The organism is Streptomyces sp. NRRL B-1347 (genome assembly GCF_000720325.1).
In the GTDB taxonomy this organism is placed as follows: Bacteria; Actinomycetota; Actinomycetes; order Streptomycetales; family Streptomycetaceae; genus Streptomyces.
Genome location: NZ_JOJM01000003.1, coordinates 366923 through 381424, shown reverse-complemented (window position 1 = coordinate 381424; position 14502 = coordinate 366923). Strand labels below are relative to the sequence as shown.

Genomic DNA, 14502 nt, shown 5'->3' with positions numbered 1-14502 from the left:
TCCGGACCTCCGAGGATCGCGCCCGGACCGAGGGCTTCAGCGGCCTCACGGGGCGGGCTCCAGTCCGGCGATGGCCCGGGCCACGTCCCGGGCCGGGCGGCCCACGCCGATGAGCGTGGCGGAAGCGGGGCCCGTCCAGTCCCCGTAGCCGAGCAGATGCAGACGGGGCTCGGCAACGGACCGCGTGCCCGCGGTGGCGATGTGGCCGCGCGGGCCGCGTAGCTCCAAAGGGGCCAAGTGCCCGAGCGCCGGGCGGAATCCGGTGCACCAGATGACCGCGTCCGCCTCCGCCCGAGTGCCGTCGGCCCACACGACGCCGTCACGGTCGAGACGTACGAACATCGGCGAGGCCTTGAGCAGTCCGGCGTCGCGCGCCTCCCGCACGGGCGGCACGGCGACGATGTCGCCGAGCGAGGCGACACCGCCGGTGTCGGTGCGGCCCTCGTCGAGGGCGCGGCGCCGCGCGGTGGCGGCGTCGAACAGGGCACGGCCGTCGACGTCGTCGGCGAGGAAGCGCGGTGGGCGCCGGGTGACCCAGGTCAGCTCGGTGTCGTACGCCAGGTCGGCGGCGATCTGGGCGCCGGAGTTGCCGCCGCCGACCACGACGACGCGCTGTCCGGCGAAGTCGCGCGGACCGCGGTAGTCGACGGTGTGCGACTGCTGCCCGCGGAAGGCGCATCGGCCCGGTACGGCGGGCTGAAAGGGGCGCCACCAGGTGCCGGTGGCGCTGATGACGGCCCGGGCGTGCCAGGTGCCGGAGTCGGTCTCGACGCGGAGGTGCCCGTCCTCGCGGTGGACTCCGGAGACTCGGACGGGCCGCAGTACGGGGAGCTCGTAGCGTCGTTCGTACGCGGTGAGGTAGTCGACCACATGGGCCGCGTCCGGGTACCTCTCGCCCGTCTGGACGGGCATCGGGCGTCCGGGCAGGGACGAGTACACGGCGGGGGAGAAGAGGTGCAGCGAGTCCCAGGCCCGCTGCCAGGCGCCGCCCGGTGCGGCCTGGGCGTCGAGGACGACGAAGTCGAGGCCGAGGCGGCGCAGGTGGTAACCGGCGGCGAGCCCGGACTGGCCGCCGCCGATCACCACCACGTCGACGTGCCGCGTCATGAACCGAGCCGGTCGGCGGCGAACTTCCTCCGCCAGGCCAGGGACACGTACACCAGCGCCACCAGGACCGGCACCTCGATCAGCGGGCCGACGACGCCGGAGAGGGCCTGCCCGGAGGTCACGCCGAAGGTGCCGATGGCGACGGCGATGGCCAGCTCGAAGTTGTTGCCCGCGGCGGTGAAGGCGAGGGTGGCCGTCCGGTCGTACGCGAGACCGATGGCCTTGCCCAGGGCGAAGGTGCCGAACCACATCACCGCGAAGTACACCAGGAGCGGCAGCGCGATGCGGGCCACGTCCAGGGGCTGCGAGGTGATCGTCTTCCCTTGCAGGGCGAAGAGGATCACGATCGTGAACAGCAGGCCGTACAGGGCCCACGGGCCGATCCGCGGAAGGAAGTCGGCCTCGTACCTCTCGCGGCCCAGCTTCCGCTCGCCGATCCGGCGGGTCAGGAAGCCGGCGAGGAGCGGCGCGCCCAGGAAGATGACGACGTTCAGGGCGATCTTCCACAGGGAGATGTCCAGGTGCTCGCCGTCGCCGAGGCCCAGCCAGCCGGGCAGCAGGTCGAGGTAGAACCAGCCGAGCAGGCCGAACGCCAGGACCTGGAAGACCGAGTTCAGCGCGACCAGGACGGCGGCGGCCTCGCGGTCGCCGCAGGCCAGGTCGTTCCAGATGATGACCATGGCGATGCAGCGGGCCAGGCCGACGACGATCAGGCCGGTGCGGTACTCGGGCAGGTCCGCCAGGAAGATCCAGGCGAGGGCGAACATCACGGCCGGACCGAGCACCCAGTTGATGACCAGCGAGGAGACCATCAGCTTGCGGTCGCCCGTGACGGCGTCGAGCTTGTCGTAGCGGACCTTGGCCAGGACCGGGTACATCATGATCAGCAGGCCGAGCGCGATCGGCAGGGAGATTCCGCCGATCTCGACCTCGGCCAGGGCGTCGTCCATGCCGGGGACGAGTCTGCCGAGGCCCAGCCCGACGGCCATGGCGAGCAGGATCCACACGGCGAGGAACCGGTCGAGCGTCGACAGCTTCCGGACGACCGACGACTCCTCGGCTGCCGCGGGCGTCTCGGTGCGGGTCACGGGCAGGCCCTCTTGTTGTCGGCGGCGTTGCGGGCGGTCTCGGCCAGGTCGGCGAACTGCCCGGCGAGCGTGGCGACGACCTCCGGCCGCAGCCTGTAGTACGTGAAGCGGCCGCACGGCTCCGTCTCCACGACCCCGGCCTCGCGCAGCACTCTCAGGTGGTTGGACAGGTTCGTCTGGCGAGCGCCGGTCTCCTCCACCAGGTGCGTGGTGCACAGCGTCTCGTGGGCCAGCAGATTCACGATCTTGAGCCTGAGCGGATCGGCCAGCACCCGGATCAAGTCAGCGTCGACTGATGTCATCATGGACTGATACTCTCACATCAGCGGTGACTGACACCATCAGGTGCTGATGTCACTGGCGCCTGATGCCACCATGAGACAAGAGAGACCTTGATGTCCGAGAAGCCCTCTGTGCTGTTCGTCTGTGTCCACAACGCGGGCCGCTCCCAGATGGCCGCCGCGTGGCTGAACCACCTGGCGGGGGACCGCATCGAGGTCCGCTCCGCCGGATCCGCCCCCGCCGACCAGGTCAATCCGGCCGCCGTCGAGGCCATGCGCGAGGTCGGCATCGACATCTCGGCCGAGACCCCGAAGATCCTGACCGTGGACGCGGTCAAGGAGTCGGACGTCTGCATCACCATGGGCTGCGGCGACACCTGCCCCGTCTTCCCCGGCAAGCGCTACCTGGACTGGACGCTGGAGGACCCGGCGGGCCAGGGCGTCGCGGCGGTGCGCGCGATCCGTGACGAGATCAAGGTGCTCGTGGAGGGGCTCATCGAGGAGATCGCCCCGGAGCCCGAGGCGTGAGCGGGGCCGCGGACGCCGCCGGGGCCGTCCGCAGGGCGAAGGCCGCGGCTGTCGCGCACCGGCGCGCCACCCCGCGTGCCTCCCGGGTCCGGAGCCACGCCTGACCAAGGGGGAGGTCGGCAGGCCGTGACGAACGCACGAGCGGCCATGGGCCAAGCGGTACGCGGACGTCGGTGAGGCGCGCATCGCGTACGTCGACGAGGGCGCGGGGCCGCCCGTGGTACTGCTGCACGGCTGCCCGTTCTCGTCGTTCGTGTGGCGCCGGATCGTTCCGACGCTGAGCTCCCGCTTCCGGTGCGTGGCGCCGGACCTGCTGGGCCTGGGTGACACCGAGGCGCCGGCCGGCGCGGAGCGGGGCCTGCCCGCCCAGCAGGCTGCGGTGCTCGGCCTGCTGGACCAACTCGCCCTGGAGCAGGTGGCACTGGTCGGCCATGACCACGGGGGCGCGGTCGCCCAGCTGATCGCCGCCGACCGCCCCGAGCGGCTCTCCGCGCTGGCGCTGGCCGACACGCAGGCGTACGACAACTGGCCTTCGGGCGCTCAGCTGTCATCGGCTCGCGCTGCCCAACGCGCCCTGCTCGGACGGCTGATGCTGTGGTGCTGGTCGCACCGCCGCCCCTTGCGCCGGGCGCTCACCCGCGACAACCTCGTCCACGACCCGAGCCTCCTCGCCGAGGAGTTCGTCGGCAGCTACGCCGCACATCTCGCTGACCATCGCGGCCGGGCCGACACCTGTTGCCCGACCGTGTGGGGCGAGCGCCTGCGCAGTGACATCCTCGGCTGCGCGCGTCTTGAAGTCCCGCACCACACCGGCCACCTGCTGATGGAGGAGCGGCCGACCGAAATCGCGGCGTTGATAGGGGACTTCCTCAACGACCACAAGAAACGACCACAAGAGGTGAGGGCCCTTGCGCGGCCGCTCGGCCGGCACGGTCAGCGGCAGGGTCAAGCGGTGGCGGACACCGCCACGGCGGACGGATCGAGGATCGCGCGCACCCGGTTCACGCCGTCGTGGTCGAGGGAGTACCAGGCCCAGGTCCCACGGCGTTCGCGGTTGAGCAGCCCGGCCTCGGTCATGATCTTCAGATGGTGACTCACGGTCGGCTGCCGGAAGCCCAAGCAGTCGGCCAGATCGCAGACGCAGGCCTCACCGGACGGTGCGCGCTCGATGATGCGGAAGATCTGCAGCCGTGTGGGGTCGGCGATGGCCTTGAGCATCGCGGCCAGGCGCTCGGCCTCGTCGCGCTCGATGAGCAGGCACGCGAGGCCGGGAGTGCAGGTCTCGCCCTGCGCCTCGTCCGCCCCGGAGGGGGTGCCCAATTCGGAGATAGCCATCTATTCACCATAGGTGTGAGGCGCGTACCAACCATGTGTTCGAGGGCACGCCAGTCGGCTTGTTCGCCCAGCGTTCACTTAGGTTGCCGGCCTCGGCGTCGAGACCGGGCGGGCGGTTCGGGACGCACTGGCAGATGTATGTGACATGGGGGTGCGTCGGGGCGAGGGCGGAATCCGGACAGCGGAGAGGCATGGCGACGATGACTTCGCGAGGCTTCGCGCCGCTCGGGCGGCGCTTCGTCGTGTACCCGCGGTGAACGTTGGGTTCAGTGCTTCGCCATTGATCCACTCCGGGCTCCGGAAGGAAGGTTGTCACGTCGGGGCGATCACCCCGCCGACCGCTTCGCAGCCCCAGGAGACCTCATGGACAAGCTCTTCACCGGCTTGACCCTCGGCAAGCTCGACCTGCCCAACCGCCTCGTGATGGGCCCGATGACGCGCTCGCGCGCCAACGAGGCCGGGGAGATCCCCGCGCTCGCCGCCGAGTACTACGGCCAGCGCGCCTCGGCGGGGCTGATCATCAGCGAGGCGACCCAGGTCAGCGCGCTCGGCAAGGGCTACATCAGCACGCCGGGCCTGCACACCGGCGAGCAGGTCGCCGCGTGGCGCAGGGTGACCGACGCGGTGCACGCCGCGGGCGGCCGGATGTTCGCGCAGCTGGTGCACTGCGGCCGGATCGGGCACCCGAGCCTGTACGAGACCGGTGAGGCGCCCATTGGCCCGTCCGCGATCGCCTCCGGCGAGAAGCTGTTCACGGGGGCGGGCATGGTGGACCACCCGGTGCCGCGCGAGATGACGCGCGCCGACATGGAGCGCACCCTGGGCGAGTTCGTTGAGGCCGCCCGCAACGCGATCGACGCCGGGTTCGACGGCGTCGAGGTGCACGCCGCCAACGGCTTCCTGCTGCACCAGTTCCTCTCGGACAACACCAACCGGCGCACCGACGAGTACGGCGGCCCGGTGGAGAACCGGATCCGCTTCGTCGTCGAGGTGATCGAGGCCGTCGCCGCGGCCGTCGGCCCCGAGAAGGTCGGCGTCCGCCTGTCCCCGGGAATCACCTTCAACGGCATGGCCGAGAGCGACAGCGCGGCCCTCTACCCGGCGCTCGCGCGGGCCCTGCGCCCCACGCCGCTGGCGTACCTGCACGTCCTGGAGATGGTCACGCGCGACATCACCAAGGCGATCCGCGGCGAGTGGCGCGGCACGCTGCTGCTGTGCGCCCACCCCACGCCCGAGTCGTTCCCCTCGACCCCCGAGACCGGCGCGGCCGCCGTGGCCGAGGGCGTCGCCGACGCCGTCGTGCTGGCCACCGCGTGGCTCGCGAACCCGGACCTGCCGGCGCGGATCCGGCAGGGCGGCCCGTACAACGAGGCCGACTCCACGACGTTCTACGGCGGCGACCACCGCGGCTACACCGACTACCCGACGCTCGGCGCCTGACCCGTTCCCGGTCCTCCCCGCCCGGCCCCACCACCGCACAGAAGGAGCGCCGCGATGCGCGCACTGTTCCACGGACCGCAAGGCCTCCGCCTGGCGCCCGCCCCTGACCCCGAGCCTCGGGACACGCAGGCGCTCATCGAGGTCGCCGCCATCTCCCTCAACTTCGGTGAGCTGGCCTTCCGTTCGCCCGACACATCCGCGGACCACATCCCCGGCTGGGACGCGGCGGGCGTCGTCCGTACGCCCGCCCGCGACGGCTCGGGCCCCGCCGCGGGCACCCGCGTCGTCGGGTTCGGCTGGTCCGGCGCCTGGGCCGAACTGCGCGCCGTCGACACCGCGGACCTCGCGGTCGTCCCTGACGCGGTCGACCTCGGAGCGGCCGGCGCGCTGCCGGTCGCCGGGGTGTCCGCCCTCCAGGCGGTGCGGCGGCTCGGCGAGATCGAGGGCCGGCGGGTCCTGGTCACCGGCGCGTCCGGGGGCGTCGGCCGCTTCGCGGTGCAGCTCGCCGCGCTCGCGGGGGCGCACGTCATCGCCTCGACCGGCAGTCCGGAGCGCGCCGCGGGGCTGCGCGAACTCGGCGCGGCGGAGACCGTGCGGGGGCCGAAGGGCCTGACCCTGCCGGTGTACGGCGTCCTGGACACCGTGGGTGGGGCGCAGCTGGCCGAGGCGTTCTACCGGATCGAGGACGACGGCGTGGTCCAGGCCGTCGGCCGGGCGTCCCGTGAGCCCACCACCATCGACTTCGAGCTGGCGGGCACGAGGTCGGCCCGCGGACGCCTGGAGAACTTCAACGTCACGGGCCCCTTCGGCGAGGACCTCGGCCACCTCCTGGGCCTCCTCGAGGCGGGCCGCCTCGACCCCCAGATCGGCTGGCGCGGCCCGTGGGACGCCGCCGCGGAAGCCGCCGACGCCCTCCTGGGCCGCCGCGTCCGCGGCAAGGCGGTCCTCGACGTGAAGGAGTCCCCGGCGGACCGATGAGCCGTCCACCCCTTCGACAGCACGCGACCGCTCGACGCGACGGAGAACGACATGGCCACCACGGTGAACGCGCAGGCAGGCACGCGGATTTCGGGGCGCGCGGCGGTGACCCGGCCGGCGTGGAAGGCCGTCGGGACCGCGCCCCTGGCCGGTCTCGTGGTCGCGGGCGCCTACGAGGCGGTCGTACGCGCGGCGGGTGTCTCCCTCGTGATGGGTCCTTCCGAGGCGGCGGCCGAGCCCGTCCCGACGGGCGGCTTCGTCGGCTTCACGGCGATGTTCGTGGTGGCGGGCGCCGCGGTCATTCCCGCCGTGACGCGGGGCCTGGCACACCACCGCCGTTGACCGAGGCGTCGCGGCACCTGACCGGGGCATCGTGGTGCCGTTCGCACACGAATCGTCGTGCGCACACGAAGAGAGAGGCCTTGGGTTCGTACCAAGACCTCTCTCGACCCGTCTGTGCCTTCCACGGGATCACCATGAAGGCAAGACCCCTGATGCCGGTGTCCCCGGATGAGTGGCGGAGACTACGCGGAGCCGGCCGTGTACACCCTGGTCACGACTGGTTGCGGACGTACCTGATGATCATGATGATGAAGCCGGGAAGCCCGACCCCCACCACAACCCCCGTGGTGATGGCCTGGAAGTACGAGGCGTGATCCATCGTCCGGCTGACGATCCCGGCGAGGATGCCGACGATCACTCCCACCAGCAGGATGATCGCGGCTTCGAACTTCCGGATCTTCTTGGATCCGTCGTCCTCGTTCCCACCACTGGAACCAGAACCGGCCCCCGAGACCTGGGGGTTGTTGTGCGTCGCACTCATGTGCAACCTTCACCTTCGCTTATCCGCCTACGAGGTGAGCTGTCGGGTTCGGACTGGCGAAGTGGTCCGGCCACGTGTGTGGCTTCACCCCAAGCCGTCTCCGCTGACTGACCGAACGTCAAGTCGGTTGCGCGAGGACGGGCACTTACCTTGGGTCCCCCGCTCCTGCCGATGTTCATTGTGCGTCGCTTGACGTCCGGAACGGCGGCAGGACTCGGCGCCCGCCCGGACCGCCTCACCAAGGGTGTGAGGGCTTGGAATGGACGTTCACGTACCGGGAGCGAAAAGCCAACTCCGGGTATGGGTTCTGTGTGATTCCTCACGACTGGTTCGTTCGGGGGAAGTCCGTGAAGTCGCAGGTCAGGGCGGCGAGTTGGAGAAGGCCTGCGCGTCGCCGTTCAGTCGACCCGGGGACGCGCGCGGCATCGGTGTGACCCACGCCATTGACGGCCTCGCGGCCGGGGTTTGCCGTCCACGGTCAAGTCCGGCCGATGGCTCTCGTGCCTTGCTCGGGTCCGTGTGGGGGTCTCTGCTCGCCCTGTACGGGCGCCATCCCCCAGGGCCTGTCCTGCGGATCCCGCCGGACAGGCCCCGGGCCCAAGGGGGAAGGCTCAGCGCTTGAGCGTGAAGGTGAAGTCGCCGGTGAGCTTGCCGCTCAGGCGGACCGCCGACACGAGCTTCCCGTCGGCGATCAGTCTCCCGACCTCGGCCCGGGAAAGACCGAAGCCCTCGGCGACCAGCCGCACCGGACGGACGGGAACGCGGGCCGCGAAGCGGACCGATATGTCGACCACCTCGCGGTCCAGGTGATCCGATCCGCCGGTGTCCAGGCGCCAGGCGCCGTCCCAGTCGAGGGCGACGCGGTTGCGGCGCAGCACGACCGGGTCCTGGAGCAACTCGGCGGCCAGGCCGACGTCGTTGGCGTGCAGCCGGTCGAGCAGCTCGGGGCGCACGGAGCGCACCTGCGCCCGCTCGAAGACCGTGAGCTTCGCCGTGTCCCCGCACGAGGTGCAGAGCACGAGGAGCCAGGCGTCGATGAGCTTGTGGTGGGCGTTGACGCGGAACTTGCCGTTCGCCCGGAAGTGATCGGACGCGCACGCGTGGCAACGGCGGAGGACGAGCGGAAGGCGAGTGGGCATGACAACCCAGGTGTTGAGCACAGAAGTACACCGGTTCCAGTGAGAAGACCGCAGCAAAAAGGAGCGCGGCGCACAGGTGCGACGCGCGACGCATCAGCGCTCGGGGGGTCTCACACGGTGTACAACGGCACGTCCTTGCCTCGGCGACTCGGTCCGGCAGCACGGTAGGGGAGGGCGGCGGCGCCGTTCCACCGAATATCGGGCGCCTGGCCGCCTGGCCGCCTGACCGCCTGACCGCCTGACCGCCTGACCGCCTGGCCTGATTCGGCTGCCGCCACCCGGGCCTGGCCCGACTCGGCCGCCACCCCCCAGGGCCTAGCTCGACTCGGCCGCCGCCACCAGGGCCTCGCCCGCCCGGGTGCGCGCGTACAGCACCTGGCGGCCCGCCCGGTGCGCGCTCACCAGGCCCGCCGTGCGCAGGAGCGTGAGGTGCTGGGAGACGCCGCCGGGGGTGAGGCCGGTGCGCCGGGCGAGGGCGGTGGTCGACGCGGGCGCGGTCAGCTCGGCCAGGAGGGTCGCGCGGGAGCGGCCCACCACGCCCGCGAGGGCTTCGGAGACCGGGACGGGGCGGGACTCCCAGAGCGTGCCGACCCCTCGCGGCGGATAGCGCAGCGAGGGCTGCCACGGCTCGTTGAGGATCGTGAAGACCCGCGGCCACACGAAGGCGGACGGCACGAGCAGCAGGCCCCGGCCGTCCAGCGGGCGCGACCCGCGGGCGGTGCGGTGCTCCAGTTGCAACGTGCCGCCCGCCCAGGTGACCTGCGGATCGAGGTCGGCGAACAGGTGCTGCGCGCCGCCCTCCACCAACCGGCCCGCCCGGTAGCGGATGTCGCCCTCCAGGAGGGTGAGGATCCGCGACCAGTACGGGGCCAGGGCCAGCTCCCAGTACGCCTCGATCACCTCCGCGAGGCGGCCGAGCTCCGCGGCCGGATCCGCGCGCAGCGCCGCCATGCGTGCGGGCGGCACGTCGGCCTTCGTCCGCAGCAGCGACGGGGGAGTGGCCCGCACCGTCGCCAGCTCCACCGCGAGCGACGGCAGCGGCGTCGTGGGCGGCGGGCAGAGGAAACCGGGCACGAAGCCCGCCCACGGCGAGCGCCTCGGCACGGGTACGAGGTCGAGGAGCGGGGACAGATCGACGTCCGCGGCGGCGATGCGCGGCCGTACCTGCTCCACCCACGCCCGGTGCAGGCCCTGTTCGTCCGCGCCCTTCAGCACCCGCACGCTCGCCATCACCTCCCACAGCGGGGACAGCGCGAAGCGCGTGCGGGCCACGTCCTCCGTGCCGAACTCGATCGCGATCATTCAGCTGAGGCTAAATCAATGGGCGGGCTCCCAGTGATCGCGCACCGTGTCGCGCATGAACCCAGCCTCCGGCTCCCCGTGGCGCGTACGGGACTTCCGTACGCTCTTCGCGGCGAGCGCGCTCAGCCACCTCGGCACCAACATCGGCTATGTGGCGATCCCGCTGCTCGCCGTCACCGTCCTGGACGCGGGGCCCGGCCAGGCGGGCGCGCTCGCCGCCCTCGCCACCGCCGCGTTCCTGCTGATCGGGCTGCCCGCGGGGGCGTGGGTGGACCGGCTCCCCGCGCGCCGCGTCCTGGTGGCCGCCGACGCCGCCCGCGCGCTGCTGTTCGCCTCCGTGCCCGTCGCCTGGTGGCTCGACGCGCTGTCCCTGCCGCAGCTGTACGCGGTCGTGCTCCTGAACGGCTGCGCCACCGTGTTCTTCGACGTCGGCTCGCAGAGCGTGCTGCCCGACCTCGTCGGCCGCGAACGCCTCGTCCCGGCGAACACCGCCGTCGTGAGCCTGATGGCGGGCGCCAACATCGCGGGCCGGGGCGCGGGCGGCTTCCTGGTGCAGCTCGTCACGGCCCCGCTGGCGGTCGCGGGCGGCGCGGTCGCCTACCTCGCCGCCGCGGCGGGCCTCACCGGCGTCGGCCGACGGCGGGTGCCGCCGGAGCCGAAGGCCGCCCGGGGACGCCTGCGGGCCGAGGTGGCGGAGGGCCTGCGCCACGTCTTCGGCAGCCCCGAACTGCGCGCCCTCGCCCTCACCGCCGCGCTCGCCAACCTCGGCGCGCAGATGGTCAACGCCATGCTGCCCGTCCTCTTCACCCGCGAACTGGGCCTGTCGGCCGGGGCGCTCGGCCTCTACTGGGCGGTCGGAGGCCTGGGGCTGCTGCTCGGCGCCGCCTCCGCCCGCCGCCTCGCGGCCCGGCTCGGGCACGGGCGGGCCCTGGCGCGCGCCGGACTGTGGTGCGCCCCCGCGACCCTCGCCGTGGCGCTCGTCGGCGAGGGGCCGTGGCTGTGGGTGGCGGGCGCCGGGTGGCTGACCGCCATGGTGAAGACGGGCATCGACAACGTCCTGGGAGTCACCCTGCGCCAGCATCTGACCCCCGACCCGCTCCTCGGCCGCATGAACGCCACCTTCCGCTTCCTGCTGACCGGGGCGCTCGCCGTCGCCTCGGTGCTCGCCGGGGTGATCGGTGAACTCGCGGACGTCCGCGTGGCGGTGTGGGCGGGCGCGGTGTGCATGGCGTGCGCGTTCGTGCCAGTCTTCCGCTCACCCCTGCGCACGCTGCGACAGCTCCCGGAGGCACCGTCCCGAGCCGTGGTGCCCAAGGCGGCCTCGCCCGCCGCCGAGAGTCAGCCGTGAGGAACTCGCCCGGAGCGTGGCCGCCGGACGGTACTCGCAGCCGACACCACAGTCGTACGGCGGCACTCACCGCTGACGTACGGCGGCACCCAGCGTCGACGTACAGCGGCACTCACAGCCAGCGCCGCGCCGCCTCGACCGTGTCGCCGCCGTTGCTGTTGAACGCGACGGCGGCCTGCGGCGCATGACGACGGATCAGGTTCACGATCTGCTCGAAGAGGGGCAGCAGTTGCTCGGTCTTGCGGATCCCGCCGCCGACGACCACGACGTCCCACGGGCGCTTGGTCAGGGACTTGACGAGAACGGGCTCGGCCGACTCGTCGAACACGACCACCGTCATGGCCGCCTCGACACCGAGCTCGGCGAACCGGGCCAATTGCCCGTCGAGCACCGCCTGTACGGCTGCCGCGTCGCCGCCGGGAATGGCTTGGGGGTCGTAACCGACCACGAGTACGGAGGACATGTGATCAATCTACCGATCCGGTCAGGGCACGTTCGTCCGGGTATCCGGACGAACCCCCGCCGCGCCTCTAAGCGGGTGCGGCGAAGTCCGCTGCGGTACGGGAGCGCCCCGAAGGGGCGCGGGGAACTGCGCGACCAGCCACGACGGCGCCGCAGCAGAATGACGGCACAGCGCGTTACTTCCAGCGAAGCGCTTAGTGCGTAGGCACCAGGACGCGTGCGTGCCTGGTCCCGGTGCACCAGCGCAGGACGGCGGCAGGGAACGATGCCCGGCGAGGCGCCCGGAGGAAGGGTGGGAGGCGCGTGAATTCCACGCGTTTCCCCATCCACCCAGTGGTGTCTGGAGTGATCAGCAGGTGGCGACATTTCTTTACCGGATCGGACGGTGGGCCTTCCGGCGGCGCCGGCTCGTGGGCGGTCTGTGGCTGGGCGCCCTGGTGCTCGCCGTCGCGGCCGCCGCGATCGCGCCGGCCGCGGAGGAAGAGGACCTCTCCATGCCGGGCACCGAGTCGCAGAAGGCGTTCGACCTGCTGGACGAGCGCTTCCCGCAGAGCAACTCCCAGGGCGCCGAGGCCCGTTTGGTGTTCCGGGCCCCGGACGGGCAGCGGGTGACGGCCAGGGAGAACAGGACGGCCGTCGAGGAGGCGCTCGGCCTGCTGGACGACGGCGATCAGGTCGCGTCGACCACCGACCCCTACGAGACCGGAGCGGTCAGCGAGGACGGCACCATCGCCTACTCGACCATCACGTACACCGCGGACGCCGCCGACCTGACCGAGGCGGCGAAGAGCGCCCTCGAAGGTGCCGCGAGCCAGGCCCGGGACGCGGGCCTGACCGTGGAGATCGGCGGCTCGGCCCTGGAGGCGGGCGAGGCGCCGGGCGGTACGACGGAGATCGTCGGCGTGGTGGTGGCCGCGGTGGTCCTCGTCCTCACCCTCGGCTCCCTCGTCGCGGCCGGACTGTCGCTGCTCACCGCCTTCGTGGGCGTGGCCATCGCCTTCGGCCTGGTCTCCGCGCTCGCCGTGCCGCTGGGCCTGACGGACACCGTCGCCATCCTGGCGCTGATGCTGGGCCTCGCGGTCGGCATCGACTACGCGCTCTTCATCACCTCCCGCTTCCGCGACGAGCGCGCCCGGGGCAGCGATCCGGAGGAGGCCGCGGGCCGTGCGGTGGGCACGGCCGGATCCGCCGTCGTCTTCGCCGGCGCGACCGTGTTCATCGCCCTGGTGGGCCTCGGGGTCGTCGGAATCCCCGAACTCACCAAGATGGGCCTGGGCGGGGCGGGCGCCGTGGCCCTCGCCGTGCTCGTCGCACTGACCCTGACCCCCGCGCTGTTCGGCTTCTTCGGCCGACGGGTGCTGGCGCGTGCCGTGCGCGAGGCCGCGGGAGCGCCCCGAAAGGGCGCGGGGCTGTCCTCGACAGCGGCTCCGCCGCGCGGCGCGACCAGCCACGACGCATCCGCAGGCGACCGAAGGACCGTCGCGGCGAATCCAGCGGAGCGCATGGGCATGGGCACCCGCTGGGCGCGGTTCGTGCTCGGCCGCCCGGTGGCCGTGCTGCTGATCGCCGGACTCGGTCTCGGCGCGGTCGCCCTGCCGGCCCTGAGCCTCGAACTCGGTTTGCCCGGCGACGAGTCCAAGTCGGTGGAGACCACCCAGCGCCGCGCCTACGACCTGCTGTCGGAAGGCTTCGGCCCCGGCTTCAACGGCCCGTTGACCGTGGTCGTGGACACGTCGGAGGCCGCGGACAGCGGGGCCGCCACGGACCTGGTCGTCAAGACCGTACGAGGAGTGGACGGGGTCGCCTCGGTAGGTGATCCGGTGCTCAACCGGGCCGAGGACACGGCCGTCCTCACCGCCGTCCCGCGGTCCGCGCCGAACAGCGGCGAGACCAAGGACTTGGTGCACGAGATCCGCGGCGCGGCCTCCGGCGTCGAGGCCTCCACGGGCGCCGACGTCCTGGTGACCGGCAAGACCGCGATGAACATCGACATCTCCGCAGCCATGTCCGACGCCCTCGTCCCCTATCTGACCGTGGTCATCGGCCTCGCCGTGCTCCTGCTGACGGTGGTCTTCCGCTCGATCCTGGTCCCGGTCAAGGCCGCGCTCGGCTTCCTCCTGTCGGTGGGTGCCGCCTTCGGCGTCCTCGTCGCCGTCTTCCAGTGGGGCTGGGCGGCCGACCTGATCGGCATCGAGCAGACAGGACCGGTCATGTCGCTGATGCCGATCCTCGTCATCGGCATGGTCTTCGGCCTCGCCATGGACTACGAGGTCTTCCTCCTCAGCCGGATGCGAGAGGCCTACGTCCACGGCGCGTCCCCCGGCGAGGCGATCGTCAACGGCTTCCGGCACAGCGGACGCGTGGTGGCCGCCGCGGCCATCATCATGATCAGCGTGTTCGCCGGGTTCATCGGGATGACCAACCCGACCATCCAGACGATGGGCGTCGGCCTGTCCGCCGCCGTCGCCTTCGACGCCTTCGTGGTCCGGATGGCGATCGTGCCCGCGGTCCTGGCCCTGCTCGGCCACCGGGCCTGGTGGCTGCCCCGTATCCTGAACCGTGTGCTGCCGAACGTGGACATCGAGGGCGAGAAGCTGAGCGCGCGCGTCCCGGCAGCCGCGACCGCACCGGACGCGACCGCGCACGACGCGACCGCGCACTACGCGACCGC

Annotated in this window: 13 protein-coding genes, 2 pseudogenes and 1 riboswitch; of the genes and pseudogenes, 7 read left to right on the top strand and 8 right to left on the bottom strand. The window is 72.2% G+C overall.

Annotated features, from left to right (window positions below):
* Positions 1–45: 45 nt before the first annotated feature.
* From IG74_RS0104195 to IG74_RS0104185, 3 genes are read right to left on the bottom strand one after another with little or no spacing between them, the layout of a single operon-like run.
* Complete coding sequence (locus IG74_RS0104195; RefSeq protein WP_030669745.1) at positions 46–1107, bottom strand: ArsO family NAD(P)H-dependent flavin-containing monooxygenase; 1062 nt, start codon at positions 1105–1107, stop codon at positions 46–48.
* The gene (arsB, locus tag IG74_RS0104190; protein ID WP_030669742.1) at positions 1104–2195 is read right to left on the bottom strand and encodes an ACR3 family arsenite efflux transporter; all 1092 of its coding nucleotides are present in this window, start codon (positions 2193–2195) and stop codon (positions 1104–1106) included. Before arsB ends, IG74_RS0104195 begins: the two co-directional genes overlap by 4 nt.
* Positions 2192–2500 (bottom strand): ArsR/SmtB family transcription factor, encoded by a 309-nt coding sequence (locus IG74_RS0104185; RefSeq protein WP_030669738.1) that lies wholly within the window; start codon positions 2498–2500, stop codon positions 2192–2194. Before IG74_RS0104185 ends, arsB begins: the two co-directional genes overlap by 4 nt.
* A 90-nt stretch (positions 2501–2590) precedes the next feature.
* On the opposite strand from IG74_RS0104185, the gene IG74_RS0104180 reads away from it, so the two are divergent.
* Together IG74_RS0104180 and IG74_RS54620 are read left to right on the top strand one after the other, a co-directional pair.
* Positions 2591–3004: an arsenate reductase ArsC gene (locus IG74_RS0104180; protein ID WP_030669735.1), complete on the top strand. Its 414-nt coding sequence runs from the start codon at positions 2591–2593 to the stop codon at positions 3002–3004.
* Between the two features lie 217 nt (positions 3005–3221).
* A pseudogene (locus IG74_RS54620) lies at positions 3222–3797 on the top strand (alpha/beta fold hydrolase); the annotation flags it as partial.
* A gap of 152 nt (positions 3798–3949) precedes the next feature.
* On the opposite strand, the gene IG74_RS49075 reads toward IG74_RS54620, so the two are convergent.
* Positions 3950–4339: an ArsR/SmtB family transcription factor gene (locus tag IG74_RS49075; RefSeq protein ID WP_078868560.1), complete on the bottom strand. Its 390-nt coding sequence runs from the start codon at positions 4337–4339 to the stop codon at positions 3950–3952.
* Positions 4340–4702: 363 nt separating this feature from the next.
* Here IG74_RS49075 and IG74_RS0104170 point away from each other — a divergent pair, with 363 nt between their 5' ends.
* Genes IG74_RS0104170 through IG74_RS0104160 form a run of 3 tightly spaced genes read left to right on the top strand, consistent with a single transcriptional unit; the run spans position 4703 to position 7099 of the window.
* Positions 4703–5779, top strand: a complete 1077-nt coding sequence (locus IG74_RS0104170; protein ID WP_030669728.1) for an alkene reductase — start codon at positions 4703–4705, stop codon at positions 5777–5779.
* 54 nt (positions 5780–5833) lie between these two features.
* A complete protein-coding gene (locus IG74_RS0104165) occupies positions 5834–6757 on the top strand; it encodes a zinc-binding dehydrogenase (RefSeq protein WP_030669725.1) in 924 nt (307 codons plus the stop codon).
* 51 nt (positions 6758–6808) lie between these two features.
* On the top strand, positions 6809–7099 hold the full coding sequence (locus tag IG74_RS0104160; RefSeq protein ID WP_030669722.1) for a hypothetical protein: 291 nt from the start codon (positions 6809–6811) through the stop codon (positions 7097–7099).
* A gap of 211 nt (positions 7100–7310) precedes the next feature.
* Here IG74_RS0104160 and IG74_RS0104155 read toward each other — a convergent pair whose 3' ends face one another.
* The 3 genes from IG74_RS0104155 to IG74_RS0104145 form a co-directional block, all read right to left on the bottom strand.
* The gene (locus IG74_RS0104155; RefSeq protein WP_030669719.1) at positions 7311–7580 is read right to left on the bottom strand and encodes a hypothetical protein; all 270 of its coding nucleotides are present in this window, start codon (positions 7578–7580) and stop codon (positions 7311–7313) included.
* A 9-nt stretch (positions 7581–7589) separates the two neighbouring features.
* A riboswitch (cyclic di-AMP (ydaO/yuaA leader) is annotated at positions 7590–7775 on the bottom strand.
* 416 nt (positions 7776–8191) lie between these two features.
* On the bottom strand, positions 8192–8740 hold the full coding sequence (locus tag IG74_RS0104150) for a DUF1062 domain-containing protein (protein WP_030669716.1): 549 nt from the start codon (positions 8738–8740) through the stop codon (positions 8192–8194).
* A 294-nt stretch (positions 8741–9034) separates the two neighbouring features.
* Positions 9035–10021, bottom strand: a complete 987-nt coding sequence (locus IG74_RS0104145; RefSeq protein WP_030669712.1) for an ArsR/SmtB family transcription factor — start codon at positions 10019–10021, stop codon at positions 9035–9037.
* A 55-nt stretch (positions 10022–10076) separates the two neighbouring features.
* Here IG74_RS0104145 and IG74_RS0104140 point away from each other — a divergent pair, with 55 nt between their 5' ends.
* Positions 10077–11369 carry an MFS transporter gene (locus IG74_RS0104140; RefSeq protein ID WP_051854574.1) on the top strand — a complete coding sequence of 431 codons (1293 nt, stop codon included), beginning with the start codon at positions 10077–10079 and terminating at the stop codon, positions 11367–11369.
* Positions 11370–11481: 112 nt separating this feature from the next.
* Here the strand turns inward: IG74_RS0104140 and IG74_RS0104135 are convergent, their stop codons facing one another.
* Positions 11482–11832 carry a hypothetical protein gene (locus tag IG74_RS0104135; protein ID WP_030669706.1) on the bottom strand — a complete coding sequence of 117 codons (351 nt, stop codon included), beginning with the start codon at positions 11830–11832 and terminating at the stop codon, positions 11482–11484.
* 355 nt (positions 11833–12187) lie between these two features.
* On the opposite strand from IG74_RS0104135, the pseudogene IG74_RS0104130 reads away from it, so the two are divergent.
* Positions 12188–14461, top strand: a pseudogene (locus IG74_RS0104130) (MMPL family transporter); the annotation flags it as partial.
* Between the last annotated feature and the right edge of the window lie 41 nt (positions 14462–14502).

Coding starts and splice junctions, on each gene's coding strand:
- IG74_RS0104145 (WP_030669712.1), bottom strand. CDS start 10,021: ATGATCGCGATCGAGTTCGGCACGGAGGACGTGGCCCGCACGCGCTTC.
- IG74_RS0104155 (WP_030669719.1), bottom strand. CDS start 7,580: ATGAGTGCGACGCACAACAACCCCCAGGTCTCGGGGGCCGGTTCTGGT.
- IG74_RS0104195 (WP_030669745.1), bottom strand. CDS start 1,107: ATGACGCGGCACGTCGACGTGGTGGTGATCGGCGGCGGCCAGTCCGGG.
- IG74_RS0104140 (WP_051854574.1), top strand. CDS start 10,077: ATGAACCCAGCCTCCGGCTCCCCGTGGCGCGTACGGGACTTCCGTACG.
- IG74_RS49075 (WP_078868560.1), bottom strand. CDS start 4,339: ATGGCTATCTCCGAATTGGGCACCCCCTCCGGGGCGGACGAGGCGCAG.
- IG74_RS0104160 (WP_030669722.1), top strand. CDS start 6,809: ATGGCCACCACGGTGAACGCGCAGGCAGGCACGCGGATTTCGGGGCGC.
- IG74_RS0104185 (WP_030669738.1), bottom strand. CDS start 2,500: ATGATGACATCAGTCGACGCTGACTTGATCCGGGTGCTGGCCGATCCG.
- IG74_RS0104135 (WP_030669706.1), bottom strand. CDS start 11,832: ATGTCCTCCGTACTCGTGGTCGGTTACGACCCCCAAGCCATTCCCGGC.
- IG74_RS0104180 (WP_030669735.1), top strand. CDS start 2,591: ATGTCCGAGAAGCCCTCTGTGCTGTTCGTCTGTGTCCACAACGCGGGC.
- IG74_RS0104170 (WP_030669728.1), top strand. CDS start 4,703: ATGGACAAGCTCTTCACCGGCTTGACCCTCGGCAAGCTCGACCTGCCC.
- IG74_RS0104165 (WP_030669725.1), top strand. CDS start 5,834: ATGCGCGCACTGTTCCACGGACCGCAAGGCCTCCGCCTGGCGCCCGCC.